This is a genomic window from Micrococcus sp. M4NT (genome assembly GCF_033790745.1).
In the GTDB taxonomy this organism is placed as follows: Bacteria; Actinomycetota; Actinomycetes; order Actinomycetales; family Micrococcaceae; genus Micrococcus.
Map to the genome: position 1 here is coordinate 16,568 of NZ_JAMYEH010000011.1, position 22,160 is coordinate 38,727.

Here is a 22,160-nt window from a genome sequence, read left to right on the forward strand (position 1 = left end):
CGCCCAGGCACTAGGGTGGAGGGCGAGCATCGCGCCGACGGCAGCCGCGCGCCCGTGACCGGGCGAGGCGCCGGCAGGGCGCCACACCCCCCGTGGAAGGAGCCGGCACCGCCGTGACCTCGAAGGAACCCACCCCCGTCATGACCATCCACGGGGAGCCCGTGATCGGCCCCACCGGCCGCCCCAAGCACGAGTTCCCCGAGCCTGCGCCCCTGGAGGGCCACGGCCCGGCCCGCATCATCTCGATGGTGAACCAGAAGGGCGGCGTCGGGAAGACGACGTCGACCATCAACCTGGGCGCCGCCCTCGCCGGGTACGGGCGCCGAGTGCTCATGGTGGACTTCGATCCCCAGGGCGCGCTCTCCGCGGGCCTCGGCGCGAGCCCCCACGAGCTCGACACCACCGTGTACAACGTGCTCATGGAGCGCTCCGTGACGGCGCGGGACGCGATCCTGCGGACCCCCTTCGAGAACATGGACCTGCTGCCGGCCAACATCGACCTCTCGGCCGCGGAGGTGCAGCTCGTGAACGAGGTGGCCCGGGAGCAGGTGCTCGACCGGGCCCTGCGCCAGGTGCGCGACGACTACGACGTGGTCCTCATCGACTGCCAGCCCTCCCTCGGCCTGCTCACCGTGAACGCGCTGACGGCCTCCCACGGCGTGATCATCCCGCTCACCGCGGAGTTCTTCGCGCTGCGCGCCGTCGCGCTGCTCGTGGAGACCATCGAGAAGGTCCAGGATCGGCTCAACCCTGACCTGGAGATCGACGGCGTGCTGGCCACGATGTTCGACCAGCGCACCCTCCACTCGAAGGAGGTCGTGGGCTCGCTCGTGGCCGGCTTCGGGGACAAGGTGTTCGAGACCGTGATCAAGCGCTCCATCAAGTTCGCCGACGCGACCGTGGCCGCCACGCCGATCACCAGCTACGCCGAGAACCACGACGGCGCCCGGGCCTACCGCCAGCTCGCCCGCGAGCTCATCAGCCGCGGCGGCGCCCCGTGATCCGCTGAGCGTCCGGGATCTGCGACAATGGAGGGTGCACGCGTGCGAACCGCCGCGTGAACCCCTCCGCATTCCGGCCCCTGGCGGCCGATCTGCGGTCGAACGCCTCCCGGAAGGAAGCACCCTCCCATGAACTCCCGCAAGCCGCGAGGCTCCGGACGAACCCCCGCCGTCGGACGACGAGGCGGCCCGTTCCAGGAGCGCGACTTCCAGCGTCAGATCGGCCCCCGCCGCGGGGCCGCCACCCGTCCGCAGGACGAGGCCCCCTTCGACGAGAACGCCGTCGAGCGCCCCCGCGGGCGTCGCGGCCGCGGCGCCGGCGCCGCCCGCGCGAAGGCCGCGGACCTCACGGGCGTCCACACCGAGGACGGCGAGCGCCTCCAGAAGGTGCTGGCCTCGGCCGGCGTCGCGTCCCGTCGCGTGTGCGAGGACCTGATCGCCGAGGGCCGCGTGGAGGTCAACGGCAAGATCGTCACCGAGCCCGGCGTCCGCGTGGAGCCCCGCTCCGCCGTGATCCGCGTGGACGGCATCACGGTGCAGACGGACACCTCCCGTCAGTACCTCGTCTTCAACAAGCCCCGCGGCGTCATCTCCACGATGATCGACCCCGAGGCCCGTCCCTCGATCGCCACGTACCTCAAGCCGGGCCAGGAGCACCTCTTCCACGTGGGCCGCCTGGACAACGAGACCGAGGGGCTGCTGCTCCTCACCAACGACGGCGAGCTGGCCAACCGCCTCACCCACCCCAGCTACGAGGTCCCCAAGACCTACGTGGTGCAGACGCGCGGCCCGCTCGCGAAGGGCGTGTCCAACCGCCTGCGCGAGGGCATCGAGCTCGAGGACGGCATCGCCAAGGTGGACTCCTTCAAGCTCGTGGACTCCACGCCGGGCCACGTGCTCGTCGAGGTCGTCCTGCACTCGGGCAAGAACCGGATCGTGCGCCGCCTCTTCCAGGAGATCGGCCACCCCGTGGAGCGTCTCGTCCGCGTGAAGGTGGGCCCGATCCTCCTGGGCGACCAGAAGCAGGGCAGCGTCCGTCCGCTCTCGCAGCAGGAGCTGGGCCACCTCAAGGCCCTGGTCGGGCTGTGAGCACCGCCGAGGCGCCCGCCGCCGCGGTCGGCGTCCCGGATCCCGTGCTCATCCGCGGCACGGGCCTGCTCGGCACCTCGATCGGCATCGGCCTCAGCGCGGCCGGGTCCACCGTGCTCCTCCACGACCCCTCGCCCTCGGCGAGCGGCGTGGCCCAGGACATCGGAGCCGGCGTCGCGGTGGACCTCGACGGCGACGCTCTCCGGGACACCCCGCCCGTCCTCGTGGTGGTGGCGGCGCCGCCGGACGTGACGGCCGCCGTCGTGGTGGACTCGCTGCGGCGCTGGCCGGGCGCCGTCGTGGTGGACATCGCCTCCGTCAAGGAGGGCGTGGTCCGCGCGGTGCGGGAGGCCGTGGAGCGCGGGGAGATCTCCGCCGCCGACGCCGATCGCCACCTGGGCACCCACCCCATGGCCGGCTCCGAGCGCTCGGGCCCCGTGGCCGCCCGCGGGACGCTGTTCACGGCAAGCCCGTGGGTGCTGTGCCCCGAGCCCACGACCGCGCCGGCGGCCCTGGCGGCGGGGGAGGCCCTCGCCCGCGTCCTGAAGGCGACCCCGTCCCGCATGGACGCGCAGGCGCACGACGAGGCGGTGGCCCTGATCTCGCACCTCCCCCAGATCGCGGCCTCCCTCGTGGCGGCGCGACTGCAGGACACCGCGGACGCGTCGCTCGCGCTCGCGGGCAACGGGCTGCGGGACACCACCCGGATCGCCGCGTCGGACCCGCAGCTGTGGGTGCAGATCCTGGCGGGCAACGCCGAGCGGATCGTGCCTGCCCTGCGCAGCCTCCGGGACGACCTGGACGGCCTGCTCGACGTGCTCGAGGAGCCGGCGGCGCCGGGCGCGCGCCTGGGGATCGCCCGGCTCATCGCCGAGGGGAACGCGGGCCGGGCCCGCATCCCCGGCAAGCACGGGACGCCGCCCCAGGCGTTCGCCGTGGTGACCGTGGTCGTCGACGACGCCCCGGGCCAGATCGCAGCGCTCCTGGAGGCCGTCGGCCGCACGGGCGTCAACGTGGAGGACCTTCGCCTCGAGCACGCCTCCGGGCATCGGGCGGGCATGGTGGACGTGTCCGTGCTGCCCGGATGCAAGGACGAACTCGTGTCGGCACTGGCCGACGCCGGATGGAAGGTGGTCTGAGGATGACCGAGAACACCGCTGAGCACGCCCGCGCGGCCGAGGCCGCGTGCACGGACGCCGCGCCCCTCGTGGTGGCCGTCGACGGCCCCTCCGGGTCCGGCAAGTCCTCCGTGTCCCGCGAGGTGGCCCGGCGCCTGGGCGCCGCCTACCTGGACACGGGGGCGATGTACCGCGCCGTGGCGTGGCACTGCCTGGACTCCGGGGTGGACCTCGCCGACCCCGAGGCCATCCTCGAGGCGACGCGCACCATGCCGCTGACCCAGTCGACCCACCCGGACGAGGACGTCGTGCTCGTGGGCGAGGCCGACGTCACCGAGGCCATCCGCGGTGCCGAGGTGACCGACGTCGTCTCCACCGTGGCCGTCGTCATCCCCGTGCGCGAGGAGCTGCGCCGCCGCCAGCGCGCGGCCATCGCGGACGCCGGGCGCATGGTGGCCGAGGGACGCGACATCACCACCGTGGTGGCCCCCGATGCCCACGCCCGCGTCCTGCTGACGGCCTCCGAGGCCGTGCGCACGGCCCGCCGCTCCGGCCAGCTGGCCGCCGCCGGCGAGCCCGGCGTCGACGCCGGCACGCTGAATCGCCAGGTGGCCGGGCGCGACGCGCGCGACGCCACCGTCTCCACGTTCGACCGCCCCGCCGAGGGCGTGGTGCTCGTGGACTCCACCGAGCTCGACTTCGAGCAGACCGTGGCGGCCGTGATGGCCGCCGTCGAGGAACAGGCCGGGGAGGCAGCCCGTGGGGCGCGCCCGGCCGAGAAGGGACAGGGACGATGAGCGAGAACCCGCAGAACCGCCCCGAGGACGACGAGTACACGCCCGCGGGCGACGACAAGGTGGCCGAGCGCCTCGCCGCGATGAGCGACGAGGAGGCCGCCGCGCGGGCCGCCTCGCTGCGCGCCGGCCTGGCCGACTATGAGCTGGACGACGAGGACGCCGCGCTCCTGGGCGACTGGGACGTGGACGACGACCTCGAGCCCGATGCGCCCGTGCCCCCGGTGCTCGCGATCGTGGGCCGCCCCAACGTGGGCAAGTCCACCCTCGTGAACCGCATCATCGGCCGCCGCGAGGCCGTGGTGGAGGACGTGCCGGGAGTGACCCGTGACCGCGTCTCCTACGAGGCGGAGTGGAACGGCCGCACCTTCACCGTGGTGGACACCGGCGGCTGGGAGCACGACGCGAAGGGCATCCACCGCCGCGTGGCCGAGCAGGCCGAGCTGGCGGTGGACGTGGCCGACGCCGTGGTGTTCGTGGTGGACTCCACCGTGGGCATGACCTCCACCGACGAGGCCGTGGTGACCATGCTGCGTCGCAAGGACCGCCCCGTGATCGTGGCCGCCAACAAGGTGGACGACATGGTGCAGGAGGCCGAGGCGGCCTCGCTGTGGTCCCTCGGCTTCGGCTACCCCCACCCCGTCTCGGCCGTGCACGGCCGCGGCGTGGCCGACCTGCTGGACGCCGCCCTCGAGGCGCTCCCCGAGGAGTCGGCGCACGGGGGCCTGGTGCCGCGTGGCGGCCCCCGCCGCATCGCACTCGTGGGCCGCCCGAACGTGGGCAAGTCCTCCCTGCTGAACAAGCTCGCGGGCTCCGACCGCGTGGTGGTGGACGACCTCGCGGGCACGACCCGTGACCCGGTGGACGAGCTGATCGAGCTCGGCGGGCGCCTGTGGCGCTTCGTGGACACGGCGGGCATCCGCCGCCGCCAGCACATGGCGCACGGGGCGGACTACTACGCCTCCCTGCGCACCGCGTCCGCCCTGGACCGGGCCGAGGTGGCCGTGGTCCTCCTGGAGGCCCCCTCGGTCATCTCGGAGCAGGACGTGCGCATCCTGCAGATGGCGCTCGAGTCCGGCCGCGCCCTCGTGGTGGCGTTCAACAAGTGGGACAAGGTGGACGAGGACCGCCGTGAGCAGCTCGAGAAGGAGATCGACCGGGACCTCGCGCACGTGGCGTGGGCTCCGCGCGTGAACATCTCGGCGCTCACCGGCTGGCACAAGGACCGCCTCGTGCCCGCGCTGGACACGGCGCTCGACTCGTGGGAGACCCGCATCCCCACGGGCAAGCTCAACGCGTTCCTCGGCGAGCTCGTGGCCGCGCACCCGCACCCGCTGCGCGGCGGCAAGCAGCCCCGCATCCTCTTCGCGACGCAGGCCTCGGTCCGCCCCCCGAAGTTCGTGCTGTTCACGACGGGCTTCCTGGACCCGGGCTACCGTCGCTTCATCACGCGCCGCCTCCGCGAGACCTTCGGGTTCGAGGGCACGCCGATCGAGATCGGCATGCGCGTGCGCGAGAAGCGCGGGCGGCACCGCTGACGTCGCCACCGCCTCCGCCGGGGGAGTCCGCCGCTCGTGGACTCCCAGGCGGCGGAGGCGGTGCTCCCATGCGGCGTCCATGCCGCCCGGCTAGCCTGGATCCATGAGAACCCGCCGACGCCCCCGCCCCGCGGCCTCGATGGCCGCCGTCGCCGCCCTGGCGCTGACCCTCAGCGGCTGTGCCGCGGACGACTCCGAGACCCAGGCCGCCCTGGAGAGCGCGAACGAGCGGATCTCCCGGGCCGAGCAGCGCATCCAGGAGCTCGAGGACGAGGCCGACCGGCGGGTCGACCTCCCGGACCTGCGGCAGCGGGCCGAGGACGCCCTCTCCGGGCTCGGCGACGCCTCCGAGGACGCGCAGGCCACGGCCGACGAGCTCGTGTCCTCCCTGCCCTCCGTGGACGACGTCGTGGACGTGGAGGCCATGAAGGAGGAGGGCAGGGTGATCGTGGACTACGCCGACGACGTCCTCTCCGCGGACCCCGCCGAGCTCGAGGGTCAGCTGCGGGACGCCGCCGAGAGGGCCAAGGAGTCCATGCCGGACCTGAAGGACGTGGAGTTCCGCGTGGGGGACCGCGCGTTCACGTTCTGACCTGCGGCGCCGTGGCACGGCGGGAGGCGGCTCCCGTGCTATCCTCGCCTGCGTACGCATGATCATCGATGGTTCGTGCCGTCCCCCGGGACGGCCCTGCCGCAGATGCGTGTAGACCACCGCGGGGCGCCTCGGCGAAGGCCGCGGACACCGGGGGACTCTCGGTCGGGTCACCCTTGGTACAGGGGCAAGGGGTGCATGGTCGCGGAAGCGGACGTGGGCCCCTTGTTCGTCTCCGGGCGGCGGGTCCCCGCCGCGTCGTCCTCGCCGATTCGCCTCCCGGCCGGGGGCGGTGTAGGATCATCGGGTGCCGAACCGCGCAGGACGCGGAGTCGCCACGGGCTGTAGCGCAGCTTGGTAGCGCACTTGACTGGGGGTCAAGGGGTCGCAGGTTCAAATCCTGTCAGCCCGACCGATCGAAGGACCCGGTTCCGCCGCAGGCGGGGCCGGGTCCTTCTGCGTCCGGGCCCGTCGGTGTGACGGGCCGTCCATGTGACCGCCCGTCCGGGTCAGACGCGGATGAGTGCGTGGGCATCGGGCACGGCCGCCCGTCCGCCGAGGCTCTCGAGCTCGAGCAGGCACGCCGCGCCGGCCACGTGTGCCCCCCGCTCCCTCACCAGCCGCGCCGCCGCGGCGAGCGTGCCGCCCGTGGCCAGGACGTCGTCGAGGACGAGGACGCGGTCTCCCGCGTGCAGGTCGGCGGAGACCTCGATGGCGGCCTCCCCGTACTCCAGCGCATAGCTCGCGGAGGCCACCGGGGCGGGGAGCCTGCCCGCCTTGCGCAGCGGCACGAGTCCCGTGCCCGTGAGCACCGCGGCGGCGCCTGCCAGCAGGAAGCCGCGGGCCTCCACCCCGGCCACGACGTCGAACGACCCCGCGAAAGGCTCCACCAGCGCCTCCACGCACGCCCGGAACGCCCGGGCGTCGGCCAGGAGCGGGGTGATGTCCTGGAACGCCACGCCCGGGACGGGGTGGTCCTGGACGACGCGGATCAGGGAGCGGGCGCGGTCGATCTCGGGGGAGTGCGGCATGGGGCCAGCGTAGACGGGCGCCCGCGGGTGGCCCTCCGGGCGCGGGATGAGAGAGCCCGCCGCCCCCGCATCGTTCGTCGTGTGTCGAGCATCACCCAATGTCAGTTTGATAACGGGGGCGCCCGGGAGGACAGTGGATCGGTGATCCATCGCACAGACACCGCCCCCGGCTCCGCGCCCGACGTCGAGCCCTCCGCCCGCGTGAACCCCGCCACGGCGTCGTCGCCCGGCGCGCCGGACGCGCACAACCCCTCGGGCCGGCGGTTCTTCGGCCAGCCCGGACCCCTCGCCAACATCTTCTCCGTGGAGATGTGGGAGCGGTTCTCCTTCTACGGCATGCAGGCCATGCTCGTGTACTACATGTACTGGTCCGTCGCGGACGGCGGCCTGGGGATCGACCGCGCGGTCGCCACGGGCATCGTGGGCGCGTACGGCGGCATGGTCTACGTCTTCTGCATCCTCGGCGGCTGGGTCGCCGACCGCCTGATCGGCTCCGAGAAGACCCTGTTCTTCTCCGCCATCGGGATCATGCTCGGCCACATCGCCCTCGCCCTCGTCCCGGGCGTGCCGGGCCTCATCCTCGGCCTCTTCCTCGTGGCCATCGGCTCCGGCGGCCTCAAGGCGAACGCGGCCAACATCGTGGGCTCGCTCTACGCCAAGGGCGACCGGGCCCGCGACGCCGGCTTCTCCATCTTCTACATGGGCGTGAACATCGGCGCCCTCATCGGCCCGCTCCTCACGGGCTGGGCCCGCGACATGTGGGGCTTCCACGTGGGCTTCGGCCTCGCCGCGGCGGGTATGGCCATCGGCCTGACGCAGTACGCCCTGACGCGCAAGGACCTCCCGGACAGCGTGCACGGCGTCCCGGACCCGCTGCCGCGCTCCCAGTACGGCCGCTGGGCGCTCATCGCGCTCGCCGCCGTGGCCGTCGTCGCGGCGCTGTTCCTCACCGGACTGGTGACGGTGGACAACCTCGCCGACGCCGTCGTCGCGCTCTCCGCCCTCGCGGCGGTCGGGATCTTCGTGATGCTCCTGACCTCGTCCAAGGTGGACGCGGACGAGCGGTCGCGCGTGAAGGCCTTCATCCCGCTCTTCGTCGGCACCGCGGTGTTCTTCGCGCTGTTCCAGCAGCAGTTCACCGTGGTGGCCCTGTACTCGGAGAACCGCCTCGACCGCGTCGTCGCCGGCTGGGAGGCCCCGATGGAGTGGGTCAACTCGATCAATCCGGTGTTCATCATCGCCTTCGCGCCGATCTACGCGGCCCTGTGGACCCGCCTCGGGAACCGCCAGCCCTCCACCCCGGTGAAGTTCGGCATCGGCATCCTCCTGATCGGCCTCGCGTTCCTGCTCTTCATCCCCATGGCGGGCGTGGCCTCCGTGCCGCTGCTGTGGCTCACGCTGATCCTCTTCGTCATGACGCTGGGCGAACTGATGGTGTCGCCCGTCGGCCTCTCCCTGTCCACGAAGCTGGCGCCCGCGGCCTTCCCCGTGATGACGGTGGCACTGTTCAACCTCGCCGTCGCGCTGGGCTCGGCCCTCGCCGGGTCCCTCGCCGGGTCCTACTCCGAGCAGAACGAGGCCGGCTACTTCGGCGTCATCGGCGCCGTGACCGTGGGCGTGGGCCTGCTCATGCTCCTGTTGGCCCCGGCCATCCGCCGCGGCATGCGCGGCGTGCGCTGACGCACGCCGTTCCCCTCCCGGCCCGCGCGCAGTCGCAGGCCCGCTCCGCGCCCCGCACCCCTCCCGGTGCGGGGCGCCGAGCGTTCCGAGTGCCGTGCGGTGGCGCGAGTCACCCGCGGATTCGGTAAGGTGCTGGAGAGCACCCACCGTCGTCTCCACCAGTGAAGGGGCCCTCCCGATGAGCACCATCCCCGCAGGACTGAAGTACTCCGCCGAGCACGAGTGGATCGCCGAGGCCGACGCCGCGGGCACCGTGCGCGTCGGCATCACCGACTTCGCCCAGGACGCCCTCGGCGACGTGGTCTACGTCGACCTCCCCGAGGTCGGCACCGAGGTCACCGCGGGCACCGCGGTCGGTGAGGTCGAGTCCACCAAGTCGGTCTCCGACATCTACGCCCCGGTGTCCGGCACGGTCTCGGCCGTCAACGAGGAGCTCGACGGCGAGCCCGGCCTCGTCAACAGCGCCTCGTACGAGGGCGGCTGGCTGCTCGAGATCACCCTCTCCGACGCCGCCGAGCTCGACGGCCTCATGGACGCCGAGGGCTACGCCTCGCACGTCAGCTGATCCCCTCCCTCCGACGCCGCCCCGCCCCCTTCGCGCGGGGGCGGCGTCGGCGGCACCCACACCACCCCCGCGCGTCGGGGGCCCGCGCACAGGAGCACCCCATGCAGCAGCCCGGACACGAACCGGACCTCCACACCTCCTCCATCAGCCTGACGGAGCTCGCCCCCCTCGTGGCGGCCGACCTCACCCCGGAGGAGTCCGATGCGGTGCGCGCGCTGCCCGTCGGCTCCGCGCTGCTGCTGGCCCACGGCGGCCCCGGCCACGGGGCGCGCTTCCTCCTGGACCAGCCCGTGGTGACCGTGGGCCGCCATCCGGACGCGGACATCTTCCTCGACGACGTGACCGTCTCCCGCCGCCACGCCGAGCTGCGCGCGGAGGGCGGCGGGCACCGGATCGTGGACATGAACTCCCTCAACGGCACCTTCGTGAACAACGACCGGGTGGATGAGGTGCGCCTGCGCTCCGGCATGCAGGTGCAGATCGGCAAGTACCGCCTCGCCTACTACGCCGGCGTCGCCGGCGCCTGAGCGCCGCCTCCGCTCCGTGAGCGCCCCCTCCGACGAGCCGACGCCGCCGTCCCGCACCGACGCGGGGACGCGGCCGCTCGGCGCGCTCGGCATCGGGGACGTGGTGGCCGAGCTCAAGCCGCACTTCCCCGCCGTGAGCGCCTCCAAGGTCCGATTCCTCCAAGAGCGCGGCCTGGTCCATCCGGAGCGCACCCCGGCCGGATACCGCCGCTACACCCCGGCCGACGTCGACCGGCTGCGGTTCGTGCTCACCCTCCAGCGCGACCAGTTCCTCCCGTTGAAGGTGATCCGGGAGCACCTCGACGCCGTCGACCGCGGCGAGCGCCCCCAGGACCTGCCGGGCGGGGTCACGCTGGCCCCCCAGTCCGAGGCCGAGCGCCTCGGCCACGAGGTGGCCGGAGGCGAGCGGCGGCGGTCCCGCGCTGAGCTCGCGCGGGACTCCGGGGCGGCGGAGGAGCTGCTGGAGGAGCTCGAGAAGTACTCCCTGCTCCCCGTGGACGACGACGGCGGGTACAGCGTGCACGCCGTGAGCGTGGCGAGGGCCGCCGTCGCCCTGGCCGCCCACGGGCTCGAGCCGCGCCACCTGCGCCCCTTCCGTGCGGCCGCGGACCGGGAGCTCGGCCTCGTGGAGCGGGCCGTCGTGCCCCTGACGTCGCGCCGCGACGCCGCGACCCGCACCCGCGTGGCCCGCCGGGCCCACGAGATCGCCGAGGCGTGCCTCCAGCTGCACTCCGCGCTGGTGAGCACCGGCCTGGAGCAGTGGGATGACTGAGGGCGGGGACGGCATGGCCCGCGGACCGCACAGGCGCGGTGCGGACGTGCCGCTCACGGTGCTCGGCGTGCGCGTCGAGCTGCCGGAGCAGCACCACGTCGTCCTGCTGCTCAACCCGGAGGGGGACACGATGCTGCCCCTCTGGGTCGGGGCGCCGGAGGCCGCGGCCGCCGCGCTCGCCCTGGACGCCGCACCCACCCCGCGGCCGCTCACCCACGAGCTGCTGGTCTCCGTCCTGGCGGCCCTGGGCCAGACGCTCGAGCGCGTCCGCCTCACGGAGGTGCGGGACGACGTCGTGCATGCCGAGCTCCACCTCAGCGGCGGCGCGACCGTGGACGCCCGGGCCTCCGACGCCGTGGTGCTGGCCCTGCGGGCCGAGGCCCCCGTGCTGTGCGACCCCGCGGTGCTGGCCGAGGCCGGGATGGACGCGCGCGGGCAGGAGGCCGGAGACGAGGGCGAGCTGGACGACTTCCGTCACTTCCTGGACTCGGTGCGCCCCGAGGACTTCGGCTGAGCGGTGCGCCCGGGCCCGCGCGGTGACGCCCGGCGAGTCCCCGCGGGCGCGAGCCGGGAGGGTCCGGGGGCGCGACACGACCGCCGTTCACGGCCGGGTTCGTTGACCGGCCCGGGGCTCGGACGTACCGTCGAGCAGAAGGGTCCCGCGCCGTGGACCGCCAGGACGCGTCCCCGCCTCGCCGGCCGGGCCGTCCGGGCGTCCTCGGCATCTCGCACGGGGGCCCATGATCAGAAGGGTCCACCCATGACGCCGAGGACAGGTGCCGGCCATCCGCCCGTGATCGCCGGCCGGCAGGACAGCCTCTTCGAGGCCTCCTCACCCGACGGCGACGTCGGCTACCGCGGCCCGACCGCGTGCAAGGCCGCGGGCATCACGTACCGGCAGCTCGACTACTGGGCGCGCACCGACCTCGTGGTGCCCACCGTGCGCGGAGCGGCCGGCAGCGGATCTCAGCGCCTCTACTCGTTCCGCGACATCCTCGTGCTCAAGGTCGTCAAGCGGCTCCTGGACACGGGCGTGTCCCTCCAGCAGATCCGCACCGCCGTCGCGCACCTGCGCGAGCGCGGCGTCGCGGACCTGGCCCAGATCACCCTGATGAGCGACGGCGCCTCCGTATACGAGTGCACCTCCGCGGACGAGGTCGTGGACCTCGTGCAGGGCGGGCAGGGCGTCTTCGGGATCGCCGTGGGCCGCGTGTGGCGTGAGGTCGAGGGGAGCCTGGCCGACCTCCCCAGCGAGCTGCTCGGCGCCGCGACGGACGAGCCCGCGGACGAGCTCGCCCGGCGTCGGCACGCCCGCCGGCCCGCCCGCAGCGCCTCCTGAGACCCGCCTGGCGGCGGTCCCCGCGCGTCATGTGTAGGTCAGGTCACGGGCAATCAGGGTGCGCTGTGACACACTCGGGGTATGAATGCACCTGAGGAATCCGTCACCACCCGCAGCGCCGCGGGTCGGCAGGCCGAGGCCGGTTCGACCCCCGTCTTCTCCAAGGTCCTCGTGGCGAACCGCGGCGAGATCGCGGTGCGCGCCTTCCGTGCCTGCTACGAGCTGGGAGCCCGCACCGTCGCGGTCTTCCCCGTCGAGGACCGCAACTCCATCCACCGCCAGAAGGCGGACGAGGCCTACCGCATCGGCGAGGAGGGCCACCCGGTCCGCGCCTACCTCGACGTGGACGAGATCATCCGCGTCGCCAAGGACGCCGGCGCGGACGCGATCTACCCCGGCTACGGCTTCCTCTCCGAGAACGCGGGCCTGGCCCGCGCGGCGGCCGAGAACGGCATCACCTTCGTGGGCCCGCCCGCGGACGTGCTGGAGCTGACCGGCAACAAGGTGGAGGCCCTGCGCGCCGCGAAGAAGGCGGGCATCCCCACGCTCGCCTCCTCCGAGCCGAGCGCGGACGTCGAGTGGCTCCTGGAACAGGCGGAGGGCATCGGCTTCCCCATCTTCGTCAAGGCCGTCGCCGGCGGCGGCGGTCGCGGCATGCGCCGTGTCGAGCGACGCGAGGACCTGCGGGACTCCCTCCAGGCCGCGATGCGCGAGGCGGAGACCGCGTTCGGCGACCCCACAGTCTTCCTCGAGCAGGCCGTCCTGCGCCCTCGGCACATCGAGGTCCAGATCCTTGCGGACTCCGAGGGCAACGTGGTGCACCTCTTCGAGCGCGACTGCTCGCTGCAGCGGCGCCACCAGAAGGTCATCGAGATGGCGCCGGCACCGAACCTGGACGAGGACATCCGCCAGGCCCTGCACCGGGACGCCGTCGCCTTCGCCAAGGAGATGGGGTACGTCAACGCCGGCACCGTCGAGTTCCTGGTGGACACCGCAGGCGAGCGCGCCGGCCAGCACGTGTTCATCGAGATGAACCCCCGCATCCAGGTGGAGCACACGGTCACCGAGGAGGTCACGGACGTCGACCTCGTGGCGGCCCAGCTGCGCATCGCCGGCGGCGCCACCCTGCCGGAGCTCGGCATCACGCAGGACTCCCTGCACGTGCGCGGCTTCGCCATGCAGTGCCGCATCACCACCGAGGACCCGGCGAACGGGTTCCGCCCGGACACCGGCACCATCACGGCGTACAGGTCCGCCGGCGGCTCGGGCGTGCGGCTCGACGGCGGCACCATCTACGCCGGTGCCGAGGTCAGCCCCCACTTCGACTCGATGCTCGTGAAGCTCACGTGCCGCGGGCGGGACTACGCCACCGCCGTGCGCCGCGTCCGCCGCGCGCTGGCCGAGTTCCGCGTGCGCGGCGTGGCGACGAACATCCCCTTCCTCATGAACGTCATGGACGACCCGCAGTTCCTCAGCGGGGACGTGGCCACCGACTTCATCGACAAGCACCCCGAGCTGGCCTCCGTGAACCGCTCGCAGGACCGCGGCTCCAAGGCGCTGCAGTTCCTCGCAGACGTCACGGTCAACCAGCCGCACGGCCCCCGCGTCGAGGGCATCGACCCGCGCGACCGGCTGCCCGAGCACCCCGGGGACAAGCGCCAGGAGCCCGACCGCTCGCCGTTCGACGGGCCGAGCCGTGACCCCGCGGCCGTGCCGCCGCCCGGCTGGCGCCAGGTGCTGCTCGAGCGGGGCCCGGAGGGCTTCGCCGCCGCGCTGCGCGAGCAGACCGCGCTGGCCGTCACGGACACCACGTTCCGCGACGCCCACCAGTCCCTCCTCGCCACCCGTGTGCGCACGCGCGACCTCCTGGCCGCCGCGCCCGCCGTCGCCCACACCCTCCCCGGGCTGCTGTCCGTGGAGGCCTGGGGCGGGGCCACGTACGACGTCGCCCTGCGCTTCCTGCACGAGGACCCGTGGAAGCGGCTGGCCCTGCTCCGCGCGGAGCTGCCCAACATCCCGATCCAGATGCTGCTGCGCGGGCGGAACACCGTGGGCTACACGCCGTACCCCACCGAGGTGACGGACGCGTTCGTGGCCGAGGCCGCCGCCACCGGCGTGGACGTCTTCCGCATCTTCGACGCCCTCAACGACGTCTCCCAGATCACCCCGGCGATCGAGGCCGTGCGGGCCACGGGCACCGCCGTCGCGGAGGCGGCGCTGTGCTACACGGGCAACATGACCGACCCGGCCGAGACCCTCTACACCCTCGACTACTACCTGGGGCTCGCCCGCCGGATGGTCGACGCCGGCGCGCACGTGCTGGCCATCAAGGACATGGCCGGGCTGCTGCGCCCCGCCGCCGCGCGGGAGCTCGTGGGCGCCCTGCGCGCCGAGTTCGACCTGCCCGTCCACCTGCACACGCACGACACGGCCGGCGGCCAGCTGGCCACCCTGCTCGCGGCCTCCGAGGCGGGCGTCGACGCCGTGGACACGGCCACCGCGTCCATGGCGGGCACCACGAGCCAGGTGCCGCTGTCCGCTCTGGTGGCCGCGCTCGAGCACACCGAGCGGGACACCGGCCTCGGCCTCGACGCGGCCACGGCCATGGAGCCCTACTGGGAGTCCGTGCGCACCGTGTACGCGCCGTTCGAGGCCGGCCTGCCGGCACCGACCGGCCGCGTGTACCGCCACGAGATCCCGGGCGGCCAGCTCTCCAACCTCCGCACCCAGGCGATCGCCCTGGGGCTGGGGGAGCGGTTCGAGCAGATCGAGTCGATGTACGCGGCGGCCAACGGCCTGCTGGGCAACATCGTGAAGGTGACCCCGTCCTCCAAGGTGGTGGGCGACCTCGCACTCCAGCTCGTGGGCCAGGGCGTGGACCCGGCGGAGTTCGGGGAGCGGCCGCAGGACTTCGACATCCCCGACTCCGTGGTCGGCTTCCTGCGCGGCGAGCTCGGCGACCCGCCCGGGGGCTGGCCGGAGCCCTTCCGCACGAAGGCCCTGCAGGGCCGCCGCGAGGGCGCCGGCACGGCCGAGGTGAGCTCCGAGGACGCGGCCGCCCTGGCCGCCGGCGGCCAGGAGCGTCGCGACACCCTGAACCGCCTCCTCTTCCCCGCCCCCACGCGGGAGTACGAGGCGCACCGCGACGAGTTCGGCGACACCGGGACGCTGCACACGCGCGACTTCCTCTACGGGCTCGTCCCGGGGCGGGAGCACGTCATCTCGCTCGGCCGCGGCGTCCGCCTGCTGGCCGTCCTGCAGTCCGTCTCCGAGCCCGACGAGAAGGGCATGCGCACCGTCATGCTCACCCTCAACGGGCAGCTGCGCCAGGTGATGGTGCGGGACCGCTCGGTGGAGTCCACGGTCCGCACCGCCGAGAAGGCCGACCCCGCGGCGGCCGGCCACGTGGCGGCGCCCTTCGCGGGCTCGGTGACGGTGCAGGTCGCCGTGGGCGACGCCGTGGAGGCCGGCCGGCCCGTGGCCACGATCGAGGCCATGAAGATGGAGGCGGCCATCACCGCCCCCGTCTCCGGCACGGTCTCGCGAGTGGTGACGGAGGGCGTGACGCCCGTCAACGGCGGCGACCTGATCCTGGTGATCGACGGTCAGTGAGCCAGCGACGACATGCCCCCAGCCCCTAGGCTGGGGGAATGTCCACGTCTGAGGAACGCTTCGACCTGATCGTCATCGGCTCCGGATCGGGCAACACGCTCATCACGGAGCACTGGGAGGGCCGCCGCGTCGCCCTCGTGGACTCCGGCACCTTCGGAGGCACGTGCCTGAACGTGGGCTGCATCCCCACGAAGATGTACGCCTACCCCGCCCAGCTCGCGGCGACCCCCGCCGAGGCCGCGCGCCTCGGGGTGGGGCTCGAGTTCACGGGGGCGGACTTCCCGGCCATCCGCGATCGGATCTTCACGCGCATCGACGGCATCAGCGCCGACGGGCTGCGCTTCCGCAGCGAGGACCAGCCGCACGTCACCGTGGTGCGCGAGGAGGTCAGGTTCACGGGGGAGCGGCGCCTGGAGACGGCGACCGGGCGCGTGCTCACCGCTGACCGCGTGGTCGTGGCGGTCGGCTCCCGCCCGGCCGTGCCGGACGTCCCGGGCATGGACCTGCCCTCGGTCCACACCTCGAACACGGTGATGCGCCTGGACCGTCTCCCGCGCCGACTGGTGGTGGTCGGCGGCGGCTACATCGGCGTGGAGTTCGCCGCGATCTTCTCCGCCCTCGGCTCCGAGGTGATCGTGCTGAACCGCGGACACCGGCTGCTGAAGGAGCACGACCTCACGGTGTCCACGCGCTTCACCGAGATCGCCCGCGAGCAGTGGGACGTGCGCACCGGATGGACGCTGGCCGGCGTCGAGCCCGCCGAGGACGCGGCGCGCGCCGCCGACGGCTGGGTGCGGGTCCGCCTGGACCCCGCCGAGGGCCAGGAGCAGAGCGGGACGGTGGAGGAGGAGATCGAGGCCGACGCGGTGCTCGTGGCCGTCGGCCGCATCCCCAACACGGACCGGCTGCACGTGGACGCCGCCGGCCTGGACCTCACCGAGGGCGGCGTGCTCGCGGTGGACGAGCACCAGCGCGTGCTGCGCGGCGGCGAGCCGGCCGAGGGGGTCTTCGCCCTGGGCGACGCCGCCAACGACTGGCAGCTCAAGCACGTCGCCAACCGCGAGGCCCGCGTGGTGGCGCACAACCTCGAGCACCCCGACGACCTCCGCGCCATCGGCGACGTCCCGGTCCCCGCCGCGGTGTTCACGCGGCCCCAGGTCGCCTCGGTCGGGCAGACCGAGGCCCAGGCCCTCCTCGAGCACGGCGCGGAGGCCGTCACCGTGAAGGTCCAGCGGTTCGGCGACGTGGCGTACGGCTGGGCCATGGAGGACCGTGAGGGGCTGTGCACGGTGGTGGCCGAGCGGGCGACGGGACGCATCCTGGGCGCCCACATCCTCGGGCACGAGGCCGCCAACCTCATCCAGCCCTTCGTGCAGGCCATGACGTTCGGGCTCGACGCCCACACGATGGCGCGGGGGCAGTACTGGCCGCACCCCGCCCTCACGGAGGTCATCGAGAACGCCCTGCTGGGGCTCGACGTCCCGGACTGCGGGCTCCTCTGACGCCGCCCCCGCCACGCCGCCCCGGTCAGGGGCGGGGGGCGGCGCCCGCGTAGATGTCCTCGATCTCCTTCTGGAAGTCGCGGAGGATGGCCGCGCGCTTCATCTTCAGCGAGGGCGTCATGTGGCCCTCGTCCTGGGAGAAGTCCCGGTCCAGGATCCGGAACTCGCGGATGCCCTCCGCGCGGGACACGGTGGCGTTGGCGCGGTCCACGGCGGCCTGGATGTGGGCGCGCACCTTCTCCTCCCGGGCGGCGGCGGCAACATCCAGGGTCCGGGGCAGGCCGTGGGCGGCGAGCCAGGCGGGCAGGGTCTCGGCGTCGAGGGTCACGATCGCCGCGACGAAGGGCTTCGCATCGCCGACGACCATCACCTGGGAGATGAGCGCGTCGGAGCGGATGGCATCCTCCAGCTGGGCCGGCGCCACGTTCTTGCCGCTGGCCGTCACGAGGATCTCCTTCTTGCGGCCCGTGATGCGCAGGTAGCCGTCGTCGTCGAGGCTGCCGAAGTCGCCGGTGCGGAACCAGCCGTCCTCGAAGGCCTCGGCGTCCGCCTCGGGGCGGTTGTGGTAGCCGCGCATGAGCGAGGTGCCGCGGGTGAGGATCTCCCCGTCCTCGGCGATCCGGACCTCGTTGCCGCCCAGCGGAAGACCCACCGTGCCGATGCGCAGGCCGCCCGGACGGCCGACCGTCACGGGCGCCGTCGTCTCGGTCAGGCCGTAGCCCTCGAGGATGGTGACGCCCAGGCCGCGGAAGAAGTGCGCGAGGTCGGGGGAGAGGGGGCCGCCGCCGGAGACCGCGTACCGCAGGCGTCCGCCCATGGCGGTGCGGATGCGACGGTAGATGAGCGCCGAGTAGAAGGCGCGGCTGACGCGCAGCGGCACGGGCACCTTCCCGGAGTCCAGGGCCTTGGAGTAGCGGACCGCGATGTCCGCGCCGCGCTCGAAGATCCGCCCCTTGCCCCCGGACTGCGCGGAGAGCAGTGCGGCGTTGTAGATCTTCTCGAACACGCGGGGCACGGCCAGGAGGAACGTGGGCTGGAAGGACTGCAGCGAGCCCGAGAGCTGCGCGAGGTCCGCGACGTGCCCGCAGCGCGCGCCGGCCCCCACGGTGAGCACCGAGACGAAGCGTGCGAACACATGCGCGAGCGGGATGAACAGCACGGTGCTGGCGTCCTCGGTGACGACCTCGCCCAGCGAGGAGGAGAGGGTCTGGTTCACCAGCTCCGCGAAGTTCCCGTGGGTGAGCTCGCACCCCTTGGGGCGGCCGGTCGTGCCCGAGGTGTAGATGATCGTGGCGAGGTCGGCCAGGTGCGTGGCGGAGCGCCGCGCCTCGAGGTCGGCCTCCGTGACGTCCGCCCCGAGGCGGGTCAGCTCGTCCAGTCCGGCGCCCGGCTCGCCGTCGGGGGCGTCCATGGTCCAGAGGCCCACCAGGGCGTCGAGCCCCTCACGGTGCACGGCGTCCCGCACGGTCTTGGCGCGCTCGGCGGTGTCGGCGACCACGGCGCGAACACCGGAGTCCTCGAGGATCCAGGCCACCTGGGAGGCGGACGAGGTCTCGTAGATCGGCACGGTGACGGCGCCGGCGTACCAGATGGCGAAGTCCACCAGCGTCCACTCCAGGCGCGTGGCGGCCATGAGGCCCACGCGGTCCCCGGGACCGATGCCGGCGGCCATGAGCCCGCGGGCGAGCTCGGCGACGCGGTCGCGGGCCTGCGCCGCGGTGACGTCCCGCCAGCCGCCCTCGCCCTCGGGCACGGCGAAGAGCGCGGCGTCCGGGCGTTCGCGGGCCTGGCGCTCCAGGACGTCGGTGATGTTGGCCTCCGGCGACAGCCGGGGGTGGTAGGGCTCGCTGACCTCGCGCATGGTCCTCCTTGGGTCGGGCGCCTCCTCTGCGCCGCTGCGGGGACCCGGGCGGATCGCGGCGTGGACGCACGGGGCTGTCAGGTGAGGCGGATCACAGGCCAGCCTACCGCAGGAGCCCCTGCACGGCGCCGGCGACGGCGGTCCGGCTGCGCTCGACCAGCAGCTCCCCGTCGAGGTCCATCGTGGCCACGTGCCGACTGCGCGGCAGGGGCACCACCTGGACGGGCGCGCGGCGCAGTCCGCGCAGGAGGGTGCGGTGGCTCGCGGCGGGGACGACGGCGTCGCGCGCCGAGCGGAAGACCGTCACGGGAGCCGTGACCCGGCCGAGCCCGCGGCGCGCCGCCCGCTGGATCGCGCCCACGGCCGCGACGCCGGCCACCGGCGTGCGCTCGTACGCGAGCTCGTCCGCCTCGGGGTCGGCCACGTCGTTGGCGATCGAGGCCACGGTGGGCACCACGTGCCGCAGCAGCGGGGCGGCCGGGGCGAGCGGGCTCGCGAAGCGCAGGGCGGGGTTCACGAGCAGGACGCCCGCCACCGGCCGGTGCGCGGCGGCGTCGAGGGCCAGGGCGCCGCCCAGGGACAGGCCTGCGACGACGACCGGCAGCCCGCGGGCGAGCTCGGCGTCGACGGTCCGGCGCACGGCCGCCCGGATCTCAGGGGCGGGGGTGTCCGCGAGGTCGCGCCAGTGGGTGCCGTGGCCGGGGAGCAGCGGGACGGCGACCTCGGAGCCCGCCGCCGCGAGGCCCTCGGCCCACGCCCGCACGGAGTGGGGACCGGAGGTGAAGCCGTGCAGCATCACCACGGTGTGCGGCACGCGGGCGGGCGCGGCGGGGGGCAGGCGGAACGGGCGATGCTCGGCGCGGACCTCGAAGTGCTGGACCATGGCGTCAGACTACGGCGGACCCCTGCGTAGGATGGTCTCCGCACCCGCCCCGTCTCCGGAAGGCCCCGCCGTGTCCACGTTCTACTGGTCCGCCAAGACCTTCGTCGTGGCCCCCGCCACCCGCGTGCTGTTCCGCCCCTGGGTCAAGGGCCTGGGCAACGTCCCGGCGTCCGGCCCGGCGATCCTCGCGAGCAACCACCTCTCCGTCTCGGACTCCGTGTTCATGCCGGCGATGCTCGACCGCCAGGTGCACTTCCTGGCGAAGAAGGAGTACTTCACCGGACCCGGCGTCAAGGGCTGGGTCACCCGGAAGTTCTTCGAGGCCGCCAACCAGCTGCCCATGGACCGCTCGGGCGGGGCCGCCTCCCTGCGCTCGCTCGAGGCAGGCGTGGACTGCCTGCGCCGGGGGGACCTGCTGGGCATCTACCCCGAGGGGACCCGCAGCCCGGACGGGCGGCTGCACCGCGGCAAGATCGGCGTGGCGAAGCTCGCCCTGGCCACCGGCGCCCCCGTGGTGCCGATCGCCATGATCGGCACGGACCGCGTGCAGCCGATCGGACGCAGCCTGCCCTCGATCCGCCGCCTCGGGATGATCTTCGGGGAGCCCCTGGACTTCTCCGACCGCGTCGCGGACGCGGACGACCCGCGCGTCCTGCGCGAGGTCACGGACGAGGTCATGGAGGCGATCCGCCGGCTCTCCGGCCAGGAGTACGTGGATGCGTACGCCGGGGACGTGAAGGCGGGCCGCGCCGTCGCCCCGCCCCGGAGCCGCCCGGGCGCGTGAGGCGCGGGCCACCGCGCCGCGTCATGCGCGCGCCCCGGCCCCGGTGCGCCCCTAGCCTGGAGGCATGAGTTCGGACCCCCGCGATCAGATCCTGGCCTTCGGCACCGCCATCACGGAGGGCGCCGCGGACACCCCGGGCCTCGACGACTGGCGCTCGCTGCCCATCACGCAGGCCCCCTCCTGGGCGGACCGGGAGGACTACGAGGCGGCCGTCGCCGAGCTGAGCACCGTGCCCCCGCTCGTCTTCGCCGGCGAGGTGGACGTGCTGCGCACCCGCCTGGCCGCCGTGGCCCGCGGTGAGGCGTTCCTCCTGCAGGGTGGCGACTGCGCCGAGACCTTCGCCGGCTCCACCGCCAACCGCATCAGCGCCCGCGTGAAGACCATCCTCCAGATGTCCGCCGTGCTCACCTACGGGGCGTCGATGCCCGTGGTGAAGATGGGGCGGATCGCCGGGCAGTTCGCCAAGCCGCGTTCCTCGGACACCGAGACCCGCGACGGGGTCACCCTGCCGAGCTTCCGCGGGGAGATCGTGAACGGCTACGAGTTCACGGAGGAGGCGCGCCGCCACGACGCGCGGCGCATGGTGCGGGCCTACCACACGGCCGCCTCCACCCTGAACCTGGTGCGAGCGTTCACGCAGGGCGGCTTCGCGGACCTGCGCAGCGTCCACCAGTGGAACCAGGGGTTCATGGCCAACCCCGCGTACGCGCAGTACGAGGAGCTCGCGGCGGAGATCGACCGCGCCGTCCGGTTCATGGACGCCGCCGGCGTGGACTTCGAGGCGATGCGCCGCACCGAGTTCTACTCCGCGCACGAGGCGCTGCTCCTCGACTACGAGCGTGCACTGACGCGCGTGGACTCCCGCAGCGGCGACCCCTACGCCACGAGCGCGCACTTCCTGTGGATCGGGGAGCGCACGCGCGACGTGGCCGGCGCCCACGTGGACTACCTCTCCCGCGTCCGCAACCCGATCGGCGTGAAGCTCGGCCCCACCACGACGGCGGCGGACGCGCTCGAGCTCGCGGAGAAGCTGGACCCGGAGCGCGAGCCCGGCCGCCTCACCTTCATCACGCGCATGGGGGCGGGCGTCATCCGTGACGTCCTCCCCGGGATCGTGGAGGGCGTGCGCGATGCGGGCGTGCAGCCGGTGTGGGTCACCGATCCCATGCACGGCAACACGGTCACCGCCGCGAACGGCTACAAGACGCGCCGCTTCGAGGACGTCATGGACGAGGTCAGCGGTTTCTTCGAGGTGCACCGCGCCCTCGGCACCCACCCGGGCGGCATGCACGTGGAGCTCACGGGCGACGACGTGGCCGAGTGCCTCGGCGGCTCGGAGCCGGTGAACGAGGCCGACTTCGACGCGCGCTACGAGACCCTGTGCGACCCGCGGCTGAACCATCAGCAGTCGCTCGAGATGGCGTTCGCCGTCACCGACGCGCTCTCCCACCCCGAGCGCGGCTGACCTTCGG

19 protein-coding genes and 1 tRNA gene are annotated in these 22,160 nt (G+C 73.7%); 17 read left to right on the forward strand and 3 right to left on the reverse strand.

The window, feature by feature from the left end; translation table 11 throughout:
- Window positions 1-140 precede the first annotated feature (140 nt).
- From NJC10_RS08990 to NJC10_RS09020, 7 genes are all read left to right on the forward strand, one after another.
- A complete protein-coding gene (locus NJC10_RS08990) occupies window positions 141-1,001 on the forward strand; it encodes a ParA family protein (protein WP_248117807.1) in 861 nt (286 codons plus the stop codon).
- 129 nt (window positions 1,002-1,130) lie between these two features.
- Window positions 1,131-2,090, forward strand: coding sequence for a pseudouridine synthase (locus NJC10_RS08995; protein WP_319076071.1), 960 nt, complete (start codon window positions 1,131-1,133; stop codon window positions 2,088-2,090).
- Window positions 2,087-3,229: a prephenate dehydrogenase gene (locus tag NJC10_RS09000; protein WP_319076073.1), complete on the forward strand. Its 1,143-nt coding sequence runs from the start codon at window positions 2,087-2,089 to the stop codon at window positions 3,227-3,229. The genes NJC10_RS08995 and NJC10_RS09000 overlap by 4 nt, the downstream gene beginning before the upstream one ends.
- A gap of 2 nt (window positions 3,230-3,231) precedes the next feature.
- A complete protein-coding gene (gene cmk, locus NJC10_RS09005) occupies window positions 3,232-4,005 on the forward strand; it encodes a (d)CMP kinase (RefSeq protein WP_319076076.1) in 774 nt (257 codons plus the stop codon).
- The gene (der, locus tag NJC10_RS09010; RefSeq protein WP_319076079.1) at window positions 4,002-5,540 is read left to right on the forward strand and encodes a ribosome biogenesis GTPase Der; all 1,539 of its coding nucleotides are present in this window, start codon (window positions 4,002-4,004) and stop codon (window positions 5,538-5,540) included. The genes cmk and der overlap by 4 nt, the downstream gene beginning before the upstream one ends.
- 103 nt (window positions 5,541-5,643) lie before the next feature.
- The gene (locus NJC10_RS09015) at window positions 5,644-6,132 is read left to right on the forward strand and encodes a hypothetical protein (protein ID WP_248117747.1); all 489 of its coding nucleotides are present in this window, start codon (window positions 5,644-5,646) and stop codon (window positions 6,130-6,132) included.
- A 338-nt stretch (window positions 6,133-6,470) separates the two neighbouring features.
- Window positions 6,471-6,544: transfer RNA gene (locus NJC10_RS09020), tRNA-Pro, on the forward strand.
- Between the two features lie 97 nt (window positions 6,545-6,641).
- On the opposite strand, the gene NJC10_RS09025 is transcribed toward NJC10_RS09020, so the two are convergent.
- The gene (locus tag NJC10_RS09025; RefSeq protein ID WP_298711359.1) at window positions 6,642-7,163 is read right to left on the reverse strand and encodes an adenine phosphoribosyltransferase; all 522 of its coding nucleotides are present in this window, start codon (window positions 7,161-7,163) and stop codon (window positions 6,642-6,644) included.
- 141 nt (window positions 7,164-7,304) lie between these two features.
- On the opposite strand from NJC10_RS09025, the gene NJC10_RS09030 reads away from it, so the two are divergent.
- The 8 genes from NJC10_RS09030 (at window position 7,305) to NJC10_RS09065 (ending at window position 17,160) form a co-directional block, all read left to right on the forward strand.
- On the forward strand, window positions 7,305-8,843 hold the full coding sequence (locus NJC10_RS09030; protein ID WP_319076081.1) for a peptide MFS transporter: 1,539 nt from the start codon (window positions 7,305-7,307) through the stop codon (window positions 8,841-8,843).
- A gap of 178 nt (window positions 8,844-9,021) precedes the next feature.
- The gene (gene gcvH, locus NJC10_RS09035; protein ID WP_248117743.1) at window positions 9,022-9,408 is read left to right on the forward strand and encodes a glycine cleavage system protein GcvH; all 387 of its coding nucleotides are present in this window, start codon (window positions 9,022-9,024) and stop codon (window positions 9,406-9,408) included.
- Between the two features lie 101 nt (window positions 9,409-9,509).
- Window positions 9,510-9,935 (forward strand): FHA domain-containing protein, encoded by a 426-nt coding sequence (locus NJC10_RS09040; protein WP_319076083.1) that lies wholly within the window; start codon window positions 9,510-9,512, stop codon window positions 9,933-9,935.
- Window positions 9,936-10,026: 91 nt separating this feature from the next.
- The gene (locus NJC10_RS09045) at window positions 10,027-10,707 is read left to right on the forward strand and encodes a MerR family transcriptional regulator (protein ID WP_248117802.1); all 681 of its coding nucleotides are present in this window, start codon (window positions 10,027-10,029) and stop codon (window positions 10,705-10,707) included.
- Window positions 10,700-11,221: a bifunctional nuclease family protein gene (locus NJC10_RS09050; RefSeq protein ID WP_248117739.1), complete on the forward strand. Its 522-nt coding sequence runs from the start codon at window positions 10,700-10,702 to the stop codon at window positions 11,219-11,221. The genes NJC10_RS09045 and NJC10_RS09050 overlap by 8 nt, the downstream gene beginning before the upstream one ends.
- A gap of 246 nt (window positions 11,222-11,467) precedes the next feature.
- Window positions 11,468-12,046: a MerR family transcriptional regulator gene (locus NJC10_RS09055; protein WP_319076086.1), complete on the forward strand. Its 579-nt coding sequence runs from the start codon at window positions 11,468-11,470 to the stop codon at window positions 12,044-12,046.
- A gap of 81 nt (window positions 12,047-12,127) precedes the next feature.
- Window positions 12,128-15,658: a pyruvate carboxylase gene (locus NJC10_RS09060; protein ID WP_319076088.1), complete on the forward strand. Its 3,531-nt coding sequence runs from the start codon at window positions 12,128-12,130 to the stop codon at window positions 15,656-15,658.
- A gap of 38 nt (window positions 15,659-15,696) precedes the next feature.
- The gene (locus NJC10_RS09065) at window positions 15,697-17,160 is read left to right on the forward strand and encodes a mycothione reductase (protein ID WP_319076090.1); all 1,464 of its coding nucleotides are present in this window, start codon (window positions 15,697-15,699) and stop codon (window positions 17,158-17,160) included.
- Between the two features lie 25 nt (window positions 17,161-17,185).
- On the opposite strand, the gene NJC10_RS09070 is transcribed toward NJC10_RS09065, so the two are convergent.
- Both NJC10_RS09070 and NJC10_RS09075 read right to left on the reverse strand, forming a co-directional pair.
- Window positions 17,186-19,021 carry an AMP-dependent synthetase/ligase gene (locus tag NJC10_RS09070; RefSeq protein ID WP_319076093.1) on the reverse strand — a complete coding sequence of 612 codons (1,836 nt, stop codon included), beginning with the start codon at window positions 19,019-19,021 and terminating at the stop codon, window positions 17,186-17,188.
- Window positions 19,022-19,124: 103 nt separating this feature from the next.
- A complete protein-coding gene (locus NJC10_RS09075) occupies window positions 19,125-19,904 on the reverse strand; it encodes an alpha/beta hydrolase (RefSeq protein WP_319076095.1) in 780 nt (259 codons plus the stop codon).
- Window positions 19,905-19,974: 70 nt separating this feature from the next.
- Between NJC10_RS09075 and NJC10_RS09080 the strand changes: the two genes are divergently transcribed.
- Window positions 19,975-20,688: a lysophospholipid acyltransferase family protein gene (locus tag NJC10_RS09080; RefSeq protein ID WP_319076097.1), complete on the forward strand. Its 714-nt coding sequence runs from the start codon at window positions 19,975-19,977 to the stop codon at window positions 20,686-20,688.
- A gap of 64 nt (window positions 20,689-20,752) precedes the next feature.
- Window positions 20,753-22,153 (forward strand): class II 3-deoxy-7-phosphoheptulonate synthase, encoded by a 1,401-nt coding sequence (locus NJC10_RS09085; RefSeq protein ID WP_298711332.1) that lies wholly within the window; start codon window positions 20,753-20,755, stop codon window positions 22,151-22,153.
- Window positions 22,154-22,160: the final 7 nt, after the last annotated feature.